The following is a 15,997-nucleotide window of genomic DNA, read 5'->3' as shown; positions in this document are numbered from 1 at the left end:
TCACTCACTTTCACGCCCGACGCCATGGAAAAACTGAATAACGCCGTCGCCAAGGTTCCCGAGGTCACGCTCGCGTTCTGGATCATCAAGATTGCCGCCACCACACTCGGCGAAACGGGCGGCGATGCCGCTTCGATGTCGATGAGCCTCGGCTATCTAGTCAGCACGCTGATCTTCGGTGTCATCTTTCTGGTCGCCGTAACCGCGCAGATCAAGGCGGACCGCTTCAATCCCGTGTTGTACTGGGTCACGATCATCGCGACGACGACCGTCGGCACGACGCTCGCCGATTTTGCCGACCGTTCGCTGGGCATTGGCTACGCGGGCGGCAGCGCGCTGCTGCTGGGGCTGCTGCTCGCCTCGCTGCTGGTCTGGTATCGGACGATGGGGTCGGTATCCGTGACGACCGTTTCGTCCTCGAAAGCCGAAATGTTCTACTGGGTGACGATCATGTTTTCGCAGACGCTCGGCACCGCGCTCGGCGACTGGACAGCCGACACCGAAGGTCTCGGCTACGCCGGCGCGGCGCTGATCTACGGCGGCCTGCTGCTTGCGATCGTCATCGCGTACTACGCGACACGGATGCCGCGCACCTTGCTGTTCTGGGCCGCGTTCATCCTGACGCGTCCGCTCGGCGCCGTCGTCGGCGATTTTCTCGACAAGCCGATCGCAAACGGCGGTCTCGCGATGAGCCGCTATGGTGCATCCATCGCGCTCGTACTGTTCATTCTGGTTTGCGGGACGCTTTTCCGGCAGCGGCCAGCGAAGGTTTCGCACTAGCTGCGCAATACCGCCGCCCACGCGGCGGCGCTAATTTGCAGCACTGCGCCTGTGCATGCAGTCGTCCGGGCGCAGCTTGCTGCCCCGCTCCGCAACGGGCACCTTGCAGTTGTCGACGCGCTGGTCGTCGCTTGCCTTGTCGCCCAAACGCTCCTTGAGCGTTTTGGGTTCGCTTGCCGCGGTGTCGGCGGCATTGGCCGCATGCGCCGACGCAGCCCCACCCAGCGCGAGCAGCGCAACAAAAACATACGCGATGGCGGACGTTGACGGCATCGCATGCCCTCCCGTGACTGTTGCGCAATATTAGGTCAACTCGCCGCTGGAAAGATTGCTTACTCATTCGTCCGAGCGCGCATCGCGTCCCAGTGCGCCATTTTTCGTTGGCAGATCCTGAGAACGATCCCTTCTCGGCCAACGTGCTCGCCGCGCAACGCCGCAAGGCGCGCCGCATGCCCAGCGGCACACGCAACCGCTAACGGCACCCAAAGCGCCGAAACTGCTTTGATTCTGAACATTGATTGGTTCGCTCGCGTGGTCGGCTTCGCTACATTGAAGGCTTCGATCACAGCCAGGCGCGAGGGCGATCAATGGCACAGCTTCGACGCTTTGCATCCTTCACGCAGTCGCGCGCTCTGCGCGACTTCCTGACGACGGCAGCCGCCGCGCTCGCCCTCAGCTACTTCGGAACCCCGCAATCCCACCGTTCGCTGGACTGAAACCCAACGAAACGCGCTATTGGACCGCCTTGGAACGCTTGCGCTCATACGCGATAACGATAGCGCTCGATATTATTTGCGCGGCCACGAGCGGCTCTCTACGATCTCGGCATCTTCAACCGATGACTTCTGAATCATGAAAACAACCAGGACGCTCAAAGCCGCACTCTTCTCCGTTCTGCTGACATGCGGGATTGTGAGCGCACAAGCGGCACTCGCCGCGGACCAGACGGTACGCGTCGGCATCATGTCCGGCGAAGACGAGGACGTGTGGCGCGCAGTCGCGGCCAACGCGGCGAAGCACGGCATCAAGGTCAAGATCACGACCTTCTCCGACTACACGCAACCCAACGAGGCGCTCGCGCAACACGATCTCGACGCCAACTCGTTCCAGCACAAGCCGTATCTCGATGCGCAGATCGCCGCGCGCCACTATGACATCGTGCCTGTCGGCTTCACCTATGTGCAGCCTATCGGCCTCTATTCGCGCAAAGTGAAGTCGGTCGCAGCCCTGCCGCAAAACGCGACCATCGGCGTGCCGAACGACCCGAGCAACGAAGGCCGCGCGCTGCTGCTGTTGCAGGCCAACGGGCTCATCAAGCTGCGTCCCGACGTCGGCCTGCTGCCGACGGCTCGCGACATCGCGGACAATCCGAAGCACATCCAGATCAAAGAACTCGACGCGGGGATCGTGGGCCGCGCGATCACCGATGTGGACGCAGCCGTCGTCAACACCGATTGGGCGATCAAGGCAGGCATCCAGATTCCGCAAGAACGGATCGCGCAGGAAAAAGTGCCGGGCAATCCGTATCGCAACTTCATCGCGGTCAATGCGAAGGATGCGAAAGCGGCCTGGGTGAAGACGCTGGTCGACAGCTATCAGCAAACCAATGTCGCTTCGTCGATCCTGACCGTCTATCACGGCGCAACGCTGCCCGCATGGGACGGCGCACCGCAGCACTAAGCGCGCACACTCGCCATGTCTATGACTAACCGACGTTCGTTTCTGAAACAGTCGCTGGCTGCCGCTGCGGCGGCGGCCGTGCCCGCCGCCTTCGCGCAAGGTTCACCGCGCACGCTGCGCATCGGCAACCAGAAGGGTTATCTGAATCTGCTCAAGGGGCGCGGCACGCTCGAAAAGCGGCTCGCGCCACTCAACGTAACCGTGAGCTGGACCGAGTTCTCCACGGGCCCTGTGCAACTGGAAGCACTGAACGTCGGTTCGATCGATTTCGGCGACGTCGGCGAAGCGCCACCCATTTTCGCGCAGGCCGCGGGCGCGCCGCTCGCGTACGTGGCGGCGACGGTGACGCGGCCGCAATCCGAAGCCGTGCTCGTGCCGCCGAACTCGCCCATCCGCACGGTCGCGGATCTGAAGGGAAAGCGGATCGCGCTCAACAAAGGCAGCAACGTCCACTACTTTCTGGTGAAGCTGCTGCGCCAGCACGGCTTGCAGTATGCCGACGTGAACCTCGTGTTCCTCGCGCCCGCCGATGCCCGCGCCGCGTTCGAGCGTGCCTCCATCGACGCATGGGTCATCTGGGACCCGTTCTTCGCCGCAGCGGAGAAATCGCTCGGCGCTCGCGTGATTGCGGATGCGAGCGGCGTAGTGGGAAATCGCGCGTACTACTTTTCGTCGCAGACGTATGCCGCGAAAAACGCCGACGTGATCCGCATCGTGATCGAGGAACTCGGAAAGGTCGACGACTGGGGCCGGCAGAACAAGGATCAACTGGCGAGCGAACTCGCGCAGTTGTGGGGCTTGCCGAAACCCGTCGTCGATGTGGTCGTGGCGCGCCAGCAGTTCGGCACCCAGCCCATCACGCGCGCGATCCTCGCCGAACAGCAGCAGATTGCGGATACGTTTCTCGAGCTTGGGCTGATTCCAAAGCACGTGGACGTGCTGAAGGCCGCGCCGCCGAACCTCGCGTAGCGCCACCCGTTTCGCGCGTTGCCGTTACAATCCAGCACTTCGATCGTAACAGGCAAACTGCGAGGCACACTGCGCGATGAAATTCCTTCCTGCATCGACACTCGCGGCGGCAATCGCCGTCGCGAGCACGGCTGCGATTGCCGCGGACTCCGGCTCGAACGGTAACCTCAGTTGCGCGATTGGCTATGTGACGGGCGTTGGCGGAGCGGCTGACAGCATGCGCGAATATCTCGCGACGCCCGACCGCGACCGCTATCGCTACATTTCCGAGCACCCGATCCAATGCCACGTGAACGACGATGGGCGCGCAAGCGGCTGCGTCGGCGTCGAGAACCTTCGCAAAGAGAAGGTGAGCGTGTACGACGAGATCGACAGCGCGACGATGTCGGTGGTCGCGCGCATCGAACTCGAACATGGCCAGACGTATCCCGTGATTATCGTCGTGCAGAAGAAGGACGTGCGCTGCGACGATTGAGTTCGCCGCCCTTCTCCTTCATGTCGACAACGGCTATTCGCGGGTGTCCGCGCCTGCTTCCGCGCTTTCGTCCTCACTTTCGTCCGGGTTTTCGTCCGCTAGCGCCGCCGTGATTTCCACCACCATCTGGTCGAGCAGCCCCAGCACGGGCGTATAACTCGTATGCACCAGATGCAGTTGCCCGTCGAACGTCGCCGCGCCGATCACCTGTTCATCGACGACACCCACCGAAACCGACGGGCCCCAGACCGCGTCGAGCGTGAGCGGGCCGAACCGCTTCGGCAGATTCACGACGCCCAGATTCGTGACCACTGCATCGTTCGCGAATGCCTGCGCGAAAACGGCTTTCGCGTCGGCCGTTCCATTCACGGTGTCGAGCAGCGCGTGTGCCGTCAGCACGCGCTCTGCCAGTACATCCGTCGACTCGATATCAGCGAACGCCTGTCCGGCGTGGCGCGCGCGGCTCCACAGGCCCGCGTCGCGCGGACCGTCGTCGGCGTGAACGACGCCACTCGCACACATCGCAAGATGATCGCTGCCGTCGAGCAGGCGACGCCGCAAATCGACGGGCGATAGTACGCGCGGTTCCCTTTGCGCATCGGCATTCAGAAAGCACATTGCCCGCGTGAACGCCGCGATCAACGCCGACTGAACCGAGGTACGCTCGGCCCTTGAGCGCTCGCGGAGCGCGCGCGTCATCGTCGACGTCAGACGCAGCGACTCGACATGCGGCGCCGACCCGTCCGGCCGCCGCATCTCCAGCGGCGCACGCATGGGCTCATCCGACGGCACGGGCGCGTTCGAAGGAAGCTTCGGCGCGCCATGCTTCAGTTCGATCAACCGCTCGAGCGCCCTGGTCTCCCCGCTGCGCATCAGATTTTCGCCCGCCACCGCGCGCAGCAGATCGCCGAGCAACGACGTCAGTGACAGCCCGTCACCGATCGAATGATGCGCGACGAGCACGATGATCGAACGTACTTCGCCATGCAGCAGCGTCGCGCGCAGCAGCGGCGGATGCAGTTCATCAAAGGGTTGCGCGATTTGCGCGGCGACTTCATCCGTCCAGTTCGTCGAACCAACCCGCGCCACTTTCATCGGCACCGAACCATGCGGAACGGGCACGAATGCGGGCGCGCCGTTGCTGCCCCGTTCGACGCGCGACCACACGAGCGGCGAATGGTGCGCGACCAGATCGAGCGCGTCCTGCCACTGATCCACGCGCGTAGGTCCCGACACCTCGCCAACCATGGCGAAATGGTTTGGATGACTCTGATTCAACAGATAAAAGAACTTTTCCATTGCACCCAGCGAACGCGCGGCGCGGATCATAACGGGTTCGGCTAATGAATTCATAACATCCTTCCATGTTTCGTTGGCGGTTGTATTTCGAAGAACGCCTGACGAATTCCGCTTATTCCGTCCACGCGCCAGAAATATCGATGATCTGATGAATAGCACTGGGCGCTTCGCATTTCAGCACGCGCTGCGAAGTCGCATCGTCACATGCGAAGGCGTGACCTGGATGCAACGCTCGAACGCAATAAGCAAAAAACGTTGGAATAGGCGGGCCGCGACAGTTGTTATGGAGAGAGGTCCTATCTCAAGCGGACCGTTTGAATCGCCCAAGAACCTCTCAGTTCTATTTATTAGCGATCCTATCTATACGTATCACAACGATTGAGGAAGTCGATGATGAAGACCTATAGACCTTTATTCGCAGTTTCACTCGCCGGCGTTCTGGCAGCCGGCCTCGCCGCATGCGGTGGCGGAAACGATTCGTCGGCGCCGCCCGCGCCGCCCCCCAGCCCGTTCACGTCGACTGCACTGGTTTCTGATGGCAGCACGGCGGCCGCGCATACCGATCCGAACCTTCAGAACGGCTGGGGCGTGGCGTTCAATCCGAAGGGCACCTTCTGGGTGTCGGACAATACGACTCACAAGTCGACGCTCTACGACGGCAATGGTGTCGTGCAATCGCTCGTCGTGACGATTCCTGATGGCAAGAACGGTCCCGCCGGACCGACGGGCATCATCTTCAATTCCACTACGGATTTCACCATCAGCAGCGGCGGCAACAGCAGCAGCGCTGTCTTCGTCTGGGCCACCGACGCAGGCACGATCGCCGCCTGGTCACCGAAAGTCCTGCCGACGCAGGCCGTCACCGCATTCGATGACGGCAGCGCAGGCGCCAACTACAAAGGTTTGACGGCAGCCGCCGTGAACGGCCAGAACCTGCTGTACGCGGCGGACTTTCACAACGGCAAGATCGACGTGTTCAATACCGCGTTCACGAAGGTCCAGCTCGACGGACAGTTCAAGGACCCGACGCTACCGGCAGGCTTTGCGCCGTTCGGCATTCAGGCGATCGGCAGCAACATCTTCGTCACCTATGCGAAGCAGAACGCGACGGCGAGCGCGCAGGTCGTCGGAGCCGGGCTGGGCGTGCTGGACGAGTTCGATCTCAGCGGCCACTTCGTCAAGCAGTTCGCCGGTATGGGCGGTGTGCTGAATGCGCCGTGGGGGCTCGCGCAGGCACCTGCGAACTTCGGCACGTTGAGCAACGATCTGCTGGTTGGCAATTTTGGAGACGGCACGATCGAAGCGTTCGATCCGAATAGCGCGAAGGATCTTGGCAAGCTCACGCTGCACGATGGTCAGCCGTTCACCCAGCACGGGCTGTGGGGGATCAGCTTTGGCAACGACGTCGATATTCAGCCGAAGAACACGCTGTTCTATGCGGCGGGGCCGAGCAAGACGACGGGGGTGTTCGGGAGGATCGACGCGGCGGCGAATTGATCGAGGGTCATTGGGGCGCCAGGCGCTGAAAGATTTACGGTTTCGGCCCGAGCGGATGCTGTTGCTGGGTTGGGTTCGCGGTTTGCTTTTGGTTTGCTAGCGTTGTCCCGCTCTCTGCAGGGAGTGTCTCTGCTCTTGGGTGTCTGCGACGCTGGGTGGTTTGCTTGTTTTTGCTGCTGGCATCCGCGATGCGTTAGCTTGCTTCAGGCGTCGCCCCTGTGCGGGGCGGTATCTGCGTTTGGTCGTCTGCGACGCTGGGTGGTTTGGTTGTTTTTGCTGTTGGCATCCGCGATTTGTTAGCGTGCTTCAAGCGTCGCCCCTGTGCGGGGCGGCACCTACTTTTCTTTGCCGCCGCAAAGAAAAGTAGGCAAAAGAAAGCGGCTAACACCGCTGATTCTTGTGTTTGCCTGAGGGCCCCCAAAGGGTCTTACGCTTCACACGGCAGCATTGCTGTTCGCGTTCGTTGCCAACGCTTCGAATGAGCGCCTCACCCGCTTCGAATACCCGTACTCGAGCAGGCGGCAGCGAATGGTATGTGCCGCCCAGGTGGCAAACTGTGTGTAGGTTGTCGCGGGGTATAGCCTGGCGCTCTTACAGGGTGGAGCGCACGCGCTATCGGTCCGAAGTGAGGCGCATGTGGCACTACGGCCTACACACAGTTTGCCACCTGGGCGGCGGTGGACTACCTGGCAAGGCGTGCTGCAGCGCGGGTGCATGAAGTGGATGAGGCGCAGTGCAAGAGCGTTGGCAACGAACATGGGTCACGTGATTGCCGTGTGAAGCGTAAGACCCTGTGGGGGCCCTCAGGCAAGAAGAAATGTTGGCGGTGTTAGCCGCTTTCTTTTGCCTACTTTTCTTTGCGGCGGCAAAGAAAAGTAGGTGCCGCCCCGCACAGGGGCGACGCCTGAAGCACGCTAACGAATCGCGGATGCCAGCGAAAACCCATAAAAACCAAACCGCCCCCGCCAGGAAACCAAACCGCGGATGCCAGCGCAAAGTCAAAAACACCAACCCGGCATCCAAACAAGATCAATCATCGAGCAACGACAAATCCCTCACCGCGCCCTTATCCGCCGACATCACGAGCTTCGCATAGGCCTTCAGCGCAGCTGACACCTTCCGCGGACGCGGCTTAACCGGCTTCCAGCCCTTGGCATTCTGCTCTGCACGACGACGCGCGAGCTCCTCGTCCGACAACAGCACATCGATCGTACGGTTCGGAATATCGATACGAATACGATCGCCATCCCGCACGAGACCGATCGCTCCACCCGCCGCCGCTTCCGGCGAACAATGACCAATAGACAGCCCCGACGTACCGCCCGAGAAGCGCCCATCCGTCAGCAGCGCGCACGCCTTGCCGAGCCCCTTCGACTTGATATAACTCGTCGGGTACAGCATCTCCTGCATGCCGGGACCCCCCTTGGGCCCTTCGTAACGCACGATCACGATATCGCCCGCCTTGACCTTGTCGTTGAGGATGTTTTCCACCGCTTCATCCTGCGACTCCGTCACGTGCGCCGAGCCTTCGAACACCAGAATGCTTTCGTCGACGCCCGCCGTCTTCACCACGCAACCATCGAGCGCGATGTTGCCCGTCAGCACCGCAAGCCCGCCTTCCTTCGAGAACGCGTGCTCATACGAACGAATGCAGCCTTCCGCGCGATCGAGATCGAGACTCGGCCAGCGCGTGTTCTGGCTGAACGCGACCTGCGTCGGAATGCCGGCGGGGCCGGCCATATAGAACGTCTTGACGGCTTCGTCGTCGGTGAGCGCGATGTCCCACTGGTTCAGCGCGTCCTTGAGCGTCGGAGCATGCACGGTCGGCACGTCGGTGTGCAGCTTGCCCGCGCGATCCAGCTCGCCGAGGATGGCCATGATGCCGCCCGCGCGATGCACGTCTTCGATGTGGTACTTGTTCGTGTTAGGCGCGACCTTGCACAACTGCGGCACGATCCGCGACAGACGGTCGATGTCCGTCATCGAGAAGTCGATTTCCGCTTCCCGCGCGATAGCAAGCAAATGCAGGATCGTGTTGGTCGAGCCGCCCATCGCGATATCGAGCGTCATCGCGTTTTCGAACGCCTTGAAGCCGACCGAACGCGGCAGGATGCGCTCGTCTTCGTTCTCGTAGTACTGGCGCGCCAGTTCCACCACACGGCGCCCCGCGCGCTTGAACAGTTGCTCACGGTCCGCGTGCGTCGCGACCACCGTCCCGTTACCAGGCAGCGAAAGACCCAGCGCTTCCGTCAGGCAGTTCATCGAGTTCGCCGTGAACATGCCCGAGCACGAGCCACAGGTCGGGCACGCAGAGCGCTCCACTTCGGCGACGTCGGCGTCGGAGTATGACTGGTCGGCGGCGATCACCATCGCGTCCACGAGGTCGAGCTTCTTGAACTCGATGGTACCCGTCTTCGGGTTCGCGAGGCGCGTCTTGCCGGCTTCCATCGGGCCGCCGGACACGAAGATCACGGGAATGTTCAGGCGCATCGCGGCCATCAGCATGCCGGGGGTGATCTTGTCGCAGTTGGAGATGCACACCATCGCGTCGGCGCAGTGCGCATTGACCATGTATTCGACAGAGTCCGCGATGATGTCGCGGCTCGGCAGCGAATACAGCATGCCGTCGTGGCCCATCGCGATGCCGTCGTCGACGGCGATGGTGTTGAATTCCTTCGCAACGCCGCCCGCCGCTTCGATTTCACGCGCGACGAGTTGGCCCAGGTCTTTCAGGTGAACGTGTCCGGGCACGAACTGGGTGAACGAATTGACCACCGCGATGATCGGCTTCGAGAAGTCTTCGTCTTTCATGCCGGTGGCGCGCCACAGCGAGCGCGCCCCAGCCATGTTGCGGCCGGCGGTGGAGGTTTTGGAACGGTATGCGGGCATCGTGGTTGTGGGTGAAATATCGCAGAGAGAAAGCGGGCCGCGGGAATAATGGCCCTTCTTGCGCCCGTGCGAACAACCTCGTGAGTCGCGCCCTGGGCAAACCGCGATTATCCCACACAGCCTTTAGGCGCGTCGGAATCCCACTACCTGGAAATCCCCGCCCGCGCTTACGGCGCGTACCGCGTGAAGACGTAGTCGCGGTCCTTCACCCGTGCCGCGTGACAGGCGAAACACGTCTGGTGCTGCGCGAGGTCGGCTGGCTGTCCGTTGATGAAGCGCCCGAACCCCCAACCACCCGTCGATGCATAGCGTCGCGAGTCCTTCACCATCACCTGCACCGTGGTCGCCTGTCCCGGCACGGTCGCGGATTCGAAATCGGGCGACTGCTTGCGCTTGTACGCGAGCTTCACGAGTATCGTGCCGTCCGGGTACGGCAGCGTCGAGCTTTCGATCGCCTTGATCGCAGCGGGATTGCCGAGCACGACGCGCAGTTCGTCGAGCGGCGCGGCTTCCTCGGCGGGCGCGATCATCTGCCACTTGCGGTATCCGTCGGGAATCGTGACACCGTAAATCGGCGATGCCGGTTTCGTTGCAGCGGCAGGCTTGGCGGATTCGGCAACTGCCTGATCCGCCGACACGGCGCCGAGCAGCAGCGCCGTGCTGAGGACAACATACGCGGTCCGGATGGCTCGCATTGGATGGCTCCCCGGTCGTCCGTTCAGAAACGCGCTACGTCGATAATCGCGTCGGCAAATGCCTTCGGCGCTTCCTGCGGCAGGTTGTGCCCGACGCCGCCGCCGATGTTCCGGTGCGCGTACTTGCCCGTGAACTTCTTCGCGTACGCAGACGGGTCCGGATGCGGCGCGCCGTTCGAATCGCCTTCCATCGTGATGGTCGGCACCGAAATGGTCGGCGCTGCCGCGAGGCGCTTTTCGAGTTCGTCGTATTTCGCCTCGCCGCGTGACAGACCGAGACGCCAGCGATAGTTGTCGATCACGATGGCAACGTGGTCCGGATTAGCGAACGACTCGGCCGTGCGATCGAACGTCGCGTCGTCGAAATTCCACTTCGGCGAGGCGAGTTGCCAGATCAGCTTGTTGAAGTCGTGGCGATTCGCGTCGTAGCCCGCATAACCGCGCTCCGTAGCGAAGTAGAACTGATACCACCACGCGAACTCCGCTTTCGGCGGCAGCGGCGCGTGGTTCGCCTGCTGGCTGCCGATCAGATAACCGCTCACCGACACCAGCGCCTTGACACGCTCCGGCCACAGCGCCGCGATGATGTCCACCGTGCGCGCGCCCCAGTCGAACCCGCCCAGCACGGCCTTATCGATTTTCAACGCGTCCATCAGCGCGATGATGTCGACGGCGATCACGGCTTGCTGGCCGTTGCGCGGCGTATCCGCGGACAGGAAGCGCGTGCTGCCGTAGCCGCGCAGATACGGCACGATCACCCGATAACCGGCCGCAACCAGCAGCGGCGTGACTTCGGCAAAGCTGTAGATGTCGTAAGGCCAGCCGTGCAGCAGGATCACGACCGGGCCGTTCTGCGGGCCCGCTTCCGCATAGCCGATGTTCAGCGTGCCCGCGTTGATCTGTTTGATCGTATCGAACGAAGCGGCACGTCCACCCGTCTTGACGCTGGTCTGCGCGTTGGCGAGCCCGCTCAGGCCCAGTTCCATCAGGCCGATGCCTGCAATGGTCGTCCCGAGCAGACGACGGCGCCGCGTGTTGATCTGATCCGACATGTTTTTTCCTCAGGTACGGTTGCTTGGATGACATCTGCGCGCTCTTGTCAGATGCGCAGCCTGTTGATTCGACAGCACGCGGAACGCGCACAGCGCGAGCGTCGGCTCAGTGCGTTTCACGCGAACGCCTGTTCGCGCTTCCCGTTCGCAACGCCAGAACAGCTGGCATGGAGGTATTAAACATGTCGGACGTATCTGCGGTTTGTCCGCAATGTCCGCCAATGAGTCGTTATGTATCAGGCGGCGGCGCAGATACATTGGGATACAAAAACGTCGTGGATTCCGGTCCGGGAAACGGGTTCGGCCATTCGGACCGTCTTACTACTTCTTCGCTTCGTCCGCATCGTAGGTGACGTAGAGCTTGGTGTAACCCTGCGTGTCGAACTGCCCCGTCCATCCTTTCGGCAGCGTAACGGCTTCGCCTGTATTCACGACCATCACCGAACCGTCCGACGACGTCAGCTTCACATTGCCCGAAAGAAAATAGAGGAACTCCGTATAAGGCAGACCTTGCGGACCTTTGATCTCCTCGTGCAACGGACCCGATTTGTAGACGCCCGTCTGATAGGCGTTATCCGGCGACGTGAAGGTGACCACGTCCGTACTTCGCTGACCGTTTTCGTCTTTCTTGACCGCGTCGTTCCGGTTGAATACCGCGCCCGCAAGTTCGGCTTTCGAAACCTTGACGGGCTTGATCGTTTCCGCGTGCAACCCCGTCGATGCGATTGCACTGCTCAATGCCAATGCTGCGAAAAATGCCTTGTTCACGACGTTTCCCTGTGAGTGAAATGCTTTTAAAAGTGATTGCCCAGAAAGCGGAAATCCGATGGCGACACGCCGTATTGCCGCTTGAACAGGCGGCTGAAATGCGCTGCCGTGGTGAATCCGCATTGCCATGCAACTTCCTGAATCGAACTGTCGTGCGCGCCGCGCGTTCGCAGCAACAGCGCCGCGCGCTCGAGCCGCGTCTGCCACAGATACCGCATCAGCGACATGCCTTTTACACGGAAGAGCCGCTGCAGGTGTTGTGAAGACACATGCACGCCGGACGCAATCGAAGCGACGTCGAGCCCCGCCTCGCCAAGATGGCTTTCGATGTAACGCTTCGCCTGATGGATCAACGCTTCGGGACACCGCCTCTTCGATCGCGCGCCAGGATCGATCATCGCGAACTCGATGAGTTCGAGCAGTTGCTCTCCCATCATATTTTGCGCAATGACGCTCGGCGCGGTGGATTGCCGCGCGATGCACTGAATGAGATCGCAGGTCGCGCGAACATCGGGCGACAGCGCATCGCCCACCAGCGGCCCCGCACTCGAACGATGCACGCCACGCTCGCGCAAACGCGCTTTCGGTACGCGCAACACCGTCATCCGCGCGCGCTCTGGGAACACTTCGACAAACGGATAGACGGGGTCGATGATGAACATGCTGCCCGCGTCGAAACGCTCGACCAGGCCGCGCGATTTCACATGCACATGCCCCTCCGTCACGAGCTTCACGAACAGCCAGCCGCCTTGCCACGACGGCAATTCCTCGCCGACGGGCGACAGCGTCTGCGTTGCCAAGTCGGCAAGCGAGACGCCGACTGCGCCTAAGGTCCAACTCTTGACGGTCGAGTCGATCGACTGCCGCGGATCGAATGCGCATTTCAATCCGTGGCTGTTCAACATGATGTGCGACCATCGCTCGCCCGCGCTCAGACCAGTAGCGAAAGTGATCTCGTGCGTGTCGAAGTGCATGAAAACGTCCCATGAATCAAAACGGACGGGCATGCGCAGGTCTTTGGCGCGCGCGTAACGAATCGACTATAACGATCGATCACGCCCGCGCCTCTCTGCCTGTCATCCAGCCGCCGTCGGCATGAACACTGCCTTGGTTTCGAGGTACGCCTCCAGTCCCTCGCGGCCGCCTTCGCGGCCCACTCCTGATAACTTGAAACCGCCGAACGGCACATTCGCAGCCAGTTCGATTCCGTTAATGCCGATATGGCCCGCCTGGATGCGGCACGCGAGCGCGTAGGCCCGCTCCACATCGCTGCTATAAACCGAGCCGCTAAGGCCATACGGCGTGTCGTTCGCAATACGCACCGCGTCGTCGATGTCATCATAAGGAAGAATCGAAACGACGGGGCCGAAGATCTCCTGCTGAGCAATCGTCATGTCCGGCGTGACGTGACTGAATACCGTAGGCTCGACGAAATAGCCCTTCTCGAAGCCACCATTGCCAGTACCGCCCAACACGATCTGCGCGCCTTCACTGATGCCCTGCTCGATATAGCCACGCACGCGCTCGCGCTGCACGGCGTTCAATACCGGCCCGATGCGCGTATCGCTCTCGCGCGGGTCGCCAAGCTTCAGCTTCGAAATGATCTCAGCGTACGCGCTGACGACCTCGTCATGTCGTGCCCTGGGCGCAAGTATGCGCGTCTGCGCGAAGCAGATCTGGCCGGAAAACGGCATCGTGAACGGTGTCAGTGCTGCCAGTGCCGAAGGCAGATCGACGTCGTCGAGAAGAATCGCCGCCGATTTCCCGCCGAGTTCCAGCGTCACACGAGCCAGACGGTCCACTGCCGCGCGTGCGATCCATTGCCCCGTTGCGACGCTGCCCGTAAAGCTGATCTTGTCGACATCGCGTGATTGCACCAGTTGCGCGCCCTCGTCGCGGCCCGCCGTGATGACATTCAGCACGCCCGGCGGCAGGCCCGCAGCCGCCGCGCATTCCGCGATGACAAGCGCATCCAGCGGACTCTCCGGCGGCGACTTGACGACGACCGTGCAACCCGCGGCCAGCGCCGCCGCGATCTTGTGCGACACGATCGGGAAGGTAGCATTCCACGGCGCAATCAGCACGGCGACGCCGACGGGTTCGCGGCGCACGCGCGCATGCCCGCGCCGCGTCGGTCGTGGGTCCTCGAACTCGAACGTCTCTGCGAGCGACGCAAAGAACTCAAAGCGCGTGATGCCCGTGGGAAGCAGACCATTCGCGAACGTAATCGGCGCGCCGACCTGATCGGTCCACAGTTGCGCGAGCAAGGGCAAGCGCTGGCGGATTTCTTCCGTCAGCCGCTTCAGATAGATGCTTCGCTCGGCGCCCGATAGCTTCGGCCACGGACCGTGGTCGAACGCCCGGCGCGCCGCCGCAATCGCGCGCTCGACGTCTACGGAATCCGCGAGCGGAACCGACATGAATGGCTCTTCCGTCGCGGGAGAGATCAGCACATGGCGTGCGTCGGAGTGGCTCAGCACCCATTCGCCATCGATGAAAAAGCGACTGCGGACATTCGACGAAAGTGCTGTGGAGTACTCGGTCATGGTCTTTCCGATTGAAAGTCTTCTACATCTACAGTGAAAGGGTTTCGATCGCGCGATGTCGGCTTGAAACCCACCAACGGATTCCGCCAACGTCGGGAACCTGTGACTTTTCAGTGTAGTGATTCGACTCTTTCGGAAATTGTCCAAGGCAATTCGATCGCTTGTCCAAAACGCGCTTTCTGACTGATGCCTGGTTATAGCCTGGTTTTAGCGCAGGAGTATGTCGTAATGTATCTGCCGCCACTCCGGATACATTCGGTTTCAAAGACCTTCCCGGGCATACGTACCCGCTGTCGTTCACGTCTATAGCGTTCGAATGCGCGTCCCAGACAAGACAAATGCGCCGCATGGACAAGGCATCCGTCAATTGGGAGCGATAGAGTAGACAGTTCCCCTCCGTCATTCCGCTTCCCGATTGCAATGCAGTGCATAGATTTTTCGCTCGTTCTTCCAGACATGCTTCCCCGGCTCTGGTCTTTCGCGTTACGGCTGACAGAGAACGAATATGAAGCGGAAGAACTCGTTCATCAAGCCTGCGCGCGCGGGCTTGAAGACTCACACACGCTGCCTCGCGACACATCGCCGATCGACTGGATGTTCTCGATCGTCTATTCCATCTGGCGCGCCGATCCGATAGGCCATGCGCGGCGGCATTGTACTGCGAAGAAAAGTTCTCTTTGCTCACAACACCTTTTCCAGAAAAACGTGTGTGGAATAGATCCACCTGGCTAAGCGTTGTTGAGAAGAGCACCCGAAATCCAGCATCGGATTCGTGCGACCCGCATTACGAAATCCTCACTTTCAATCGGAGTACGATCCGCTTCGCGCTCCGTTACGGCCTCGAAAGAACATGTCATCCTTTTCAAGAATGCTGCTTGTCTACGACGAAACGTTAGAAGCTCAAGCCGCGCTGAAACGTTGCTCGCAATTGTCGCTGGCGTTGTCCGCACACGTCGATGTGGTTTCCGTCGTCGATTCGATCACGGCCAATGCGACCTGTGCAGGCATGCTGTCGGATCTCGCATGCAGCAGTATGGAAGCACACGCGCAACACGCGCTCGACGTTGCAGTCGCGCATCTCGTGAATCTTGGCGTCACCGCGCATGGCTTCATCAAGTTCGGACGCACTATCGACGTGGTTCCGCTGCATGTCGCAGCATTCCATGCCGATATCGTGGTGATCGGCCATCGCGTGCAATCGGGGTTCGCGCGCTGGTGGGGCGGGCGCCCGGTTCATCTCGATCTGGCCGAACGGCTGCGTGGCGCCGCAATCGTGGCCGTCACCGCGCCCCTTTCGTGATTGTTGATGAGGGCGCGCGCGGACCGGGCGGCAGTTGCCGCCCGGCA

15 protein-coding genes are annotated in these 15,997 nt (G+C 61.4%); 7 read left to right on the top strand and 8 right to left on the bottom strand.

Annotated features, from left to right (window positions below; translation table 11 throughout):
• Positions 1 to 24 precede the first annotated feature (24 nt).
• Positions 25 to 780 carry a COG4705 family protein gene (locus BLT65_RS10815; protein ID WP_042316864.1) on the top strand — a complete coding sequence of 252 codons (756 nt, stop codon included), beginning with the start codon at positions 25 to 27 and terminating at the stop codon, positions 778 to 780.
• Positions 781 to 810: 30 nt separating this feature from the next.
• On the opposite strand, the gene BLT65_RS10810 is transcribed toward BLT65_RS10815, so the two are convergent.
• Positions 811 to 1,053: a hypothetical protein gene (locus BLT65_RS10810; protein ID WP_091777615.1), complete on the bottom strand. Its 243-nt coding sequence runs from the start codon at positions 1,051 to 1,053 to the stop codon at positions 811 to 813.
• Positions 1,054 to 1,367: 314 nt separating this feature from the next.
• On the opposite strand from BLT65_RS10810, the gene BLT65_RS48400 reads away from it, so the two are divergent.
• The 4 genes from BLT65_RS48400 to BLT65_RS10795 all read left to right on the top strand — a co-directional run bounded on the left by BLT65_RS48400 (position 1,368) and on the right by BLT65_RS10795 (position 3,904).
• A complete protein-coding gene (locus BLT65_RS48400; RefSeq protein ID WP_279634447.1) occupies positions 1,368 to 1,496 on the top strand; it encodes a hypothetical protein in 129 nt (42 codons plus the stop codon).
• A 136-nt stretch (positions 1,497 to 1,632) separates the two neighbouring features.
• Positions 1,633 to 2,460 carry a MetQ/NlpA family lipoprotein gene (locus tag BLT65_RS10805; protein ID WP_091777613.1) on the top strand — a complete coding sequence of 276 codons (828 nt, stop codon included), beginning with the start codon at positions 1,633 to 1,635 and terminating at the stop codon, positions 2,458 to 2,460.
• Between the two features lie 15 nt (positions 2,461 to 2,475).
• Positions 2,476 to 3,429, top strand: a complete 954-nt coding sequence (locus tag BLT65_RS10800) for a sulfonate ABC transporter substrate-binding protein (protein WP_091777611.1) — start codon at positions 2,476 to 2,478, stop codon at positions 3,427 to 3,429.
• A 76-nt stretch (positions 3,430 to 3,505) separates the two neighbouring features.
• The gene (locus tag BLT65_RS10795) at positions 3,506 to 3,904 is read left to right on the top strand and encodes a hypothetical protein (protein WP_091777609.1); all 399 of its coding nucleotides are present in this window, start codon (positions 3,506 to 3,508) and stop codon (positions 3,902 to 3,904) included.
• Between the two features lie 33 nt (positions 3,905 to 3,937).
• On the opposite strand, the gene BLT65_RS10790 is transcribed toward BLT65_RS10795, so the two are convergent.
• Positions 3,938 to 5,257, bottom strand: coding sequence for a condensation protein (locus tag BLT65_RS10790; protein WP_091777608.1), 1,320 nt, complete (start codon positions 5,255 to 5,257; stop codon positions 3,938 to 3,940).
• Positions 5,258 to 5,593: 336 nt separating this feature from the next.
• On the opposite strand from BLT65_RS10790, the gene BLT65_RS10785 reads away from it, so the two are divergent.
• A complete protein-coding gene (locus tag BLT65_RS10785; protein ID WP_244186477.1) occupies positions 5,594 to 6,700 on the top strand; it encodes a TIGR03118 family protein in 1,107 nt (368 codons plus the stop codon).
• 1,029 nt (positions 6,701 to 7,729) lie between these two features.
• On the opposite strand, the gene ilvD is transcribed toward BLT65_RS10785, so the two are convergent.
• The 6 genes from ilvD to BLT65_RS10755 form a co-directional block, all read right to left on the bottom strand.
• On the bottom strand, positions 7,730 to 9,589 hold the full coding sequence (gene ilvD, locus BLT65_RS10780; protein WP_091777605.1) for a dihydroxy-acid dehydratase: 1,860 nt from the start codon (positions 9,587 to 9,589) through the stop codon (positions 7,730 to 7,732).
• Between the two features lie 167 nt (positions 9,590 to 9,756).
• On the bottom strand, positions 9,757 to 10,284 hold the full coding sequence (locus tag BLT65_RS10775) for a cytochrome P460 family protein (RefSeq protein ID WP_091777603.1): 528 nt from the start codon (positions 10,282 to 10,284) through the stop codon (positions 9,757 to 9,759).
• Positions 10,285 to 10,307: 23 nt separating this feature from the next.
• Positions 10,308 to 11,336 carry an alpha/beta fold hydrolase gene (locus BLT65_RS10770; protein ID WP_042315804.1) on the bottom strand — a complete coding sequence of 343 codons (1,029 nt, stop codon included), beginning with the start codon at positions 11,334 to 11,336 and terminating at the stop codon, positions 10,308 to 10,310.
• A gap of 321 nt (positions 11,337 to 11,657) precedes the next feature.
• Complete coding sequence (locus BLT65_RS10765) at positions 11,658 to 12,104, bottom strand: cupin domain-containing protein (protein WP_091777601.1); 447 nt, start codon at positions 12,102 to 12,104, stop codon at positions 11,658 to 11,660.
• 26 nt (positions 12,105 to 12,130) lie between these two features.
• Positions 12,131 to 13,111: an AraC family transcriptional regulator gene (locus BLT65_RS10760; protein ID WP_244186476.1), complete on the bottom strand. Its 981-nt coding sequence runs from the start codon at positions 13,109 to 13,111 to the stop codon at positions 12,131 to 12,133.
• Between the two features lie 69 nt (positions 13,112 to 13,180).
• Positions 13,181 to 14,650 carry an aldehyde dehydrogenase gene (locus tag BLT65_RS10755; RefSeq protein ID WP_091777599.1) on the bottom strand — a complete coding sequence of 490 codons (1,470 nt, stop codon included), beginning with the start codon at positions 14,648 to 14,650 and terminating at the stop codon, positions 13,181 to 13,183.
• Between the two features lie 850 nt (positions 14,651 to 15,500).
• Between BLT65_RS10755 and BLT65_RS10750 the strand changes: the two genes are divergently transcribed.
• Positions 15,501 to 15,950 (top strand): universal stress protein, encoded by a 450-nt coding sequence (locus BLT65_RS10750; RefSeq protein WP_244186475.1) that lies wholly within the window; start codon positions 15,501 to 15,503, stop codon positions 15,948 to 15,950.
• Positions 15,951 to 15,997: the final 47 nt, after the last annotated feature.

Source organism: Paraburkholderia steynii (assembly GCF_900100565.1).
GTDB classification, from domain to species: domain Bacteria; phylum Pseudomonadota; class Gammaproteobacteria; order Burkholderiales; family Burkholderiaceae; genus Paraburkholderia; species Paraburkholderia terrae.
This window is presented reverse-complemented; position numbering and strand designations above follow the sequence as displayed.

What these genes read in the sequence shown, in the direction of transcription:
- BLT65_RS10815 (WP_042316864.1), top strand. Translation starts at nt 25, where the DNA reads ATGGAAAAACTGAATAACGCCGTCGCCAAGGTTCCCGAGGTCACGCTC.
- BLT65_RS10775 (WP_091777603.1), bottom strand. Translation starts at nt 10,284, where the DNA reads ATGCGAGCCATCCGGACCGCGTATGTTGTCCTCAGCACGGCGCTGCTG.
- BLT65_RS10790 (WP_091777608.1), bottom strand. Translation starts at nt 5,257, where the DNA reads ATGAATTCATTAGCCGAACCCGTTATGATCCGCGCCGCGCGTTCGCTG.
- ilvD (WP_091777605.1), bottom strand. Translation starts at nt 9,589, where the DNA reads ATGCCCGCATACCGTTCCAAAACCTCCACCGCCGGCCGCAACATGGCT.
- BLT65_RS10785 (WP_244186477.1), top strand. Translation starts at nt 5,594, where the DNA reads ATGATGAAGACCTATAGACCTTTATTCGCAGTTTCACTCGCCGGCGTT.
- BLT65_RS10750 (WP_244186475.1), top strand. Translation starts at nt 15,501, where the DNA reads ATGTCATCCTTTTCAAGAATGCTGCTTGTCTACGACGAAACGTTAGAA.
- BLT65_RS10755 (WP_091777599.1), bottom strand. Translation starts at nt 14,650, where the DNA reads ATGACCGAGTACTCCACAGCACTTTCGTCGAATGTCCGCAGTCGCTTT.
- BLT65_RS48400 (WP_279634447.1), top strand. Translation starts at nt 1,368, where the DNA reads ATGGCACAGCTTCGACGCTTTGCATCCTTCACGCAGTCGCGCGCTCTG.
- BLT65_RS10805 (WP_091777613.1), top strand. Translation starts at nt 1,633, where the DNA reads ATGAAAACAACCAGGACGCTCAAAGCCGCACTCTTCTCCGTTCTGCTG.
- BLT65_RS10770 (WP_042315804.1), bottom strand. Translation starts at nt 11,336, where the DNA reads ATGTCGGATCAGATCAACACGCGGCGCCGTCGTCTGCTCGGGACGACC.
- BLT65_RS10795 (WP_091777609.1), top strand. Translation starts at nt 3,506, where the DNA reads ATGAAATTCCTTCCTGCATCGACACTCGCGGCGGCAATCGCCGTCGCG.
- BLT65_RS10800 (WP_091777611.1), top strand. Translation starts at nt 2,476, where the DNA reads ATGTCTATGACTAACCGACGTTCGTTTCTGAAACAGTCGCTGGCTGCC.
- BLT65_RS10810 (WP_091777615.1), bottom strand. Translation starts at nt 1,053, where the DNA reads ATGCCGTCAACGTCCGCCATCGCGTATGTTTTTGTTGCGCTGCTCGCG.
- BLT65_RS10760 (WP_244186476.1), bottom strand. Translation starts at nt 13,111, where the DNA reads ATGCCCGTCCGTTTTGATTCATGGGACGTTTTCATGCACTTCGACACG.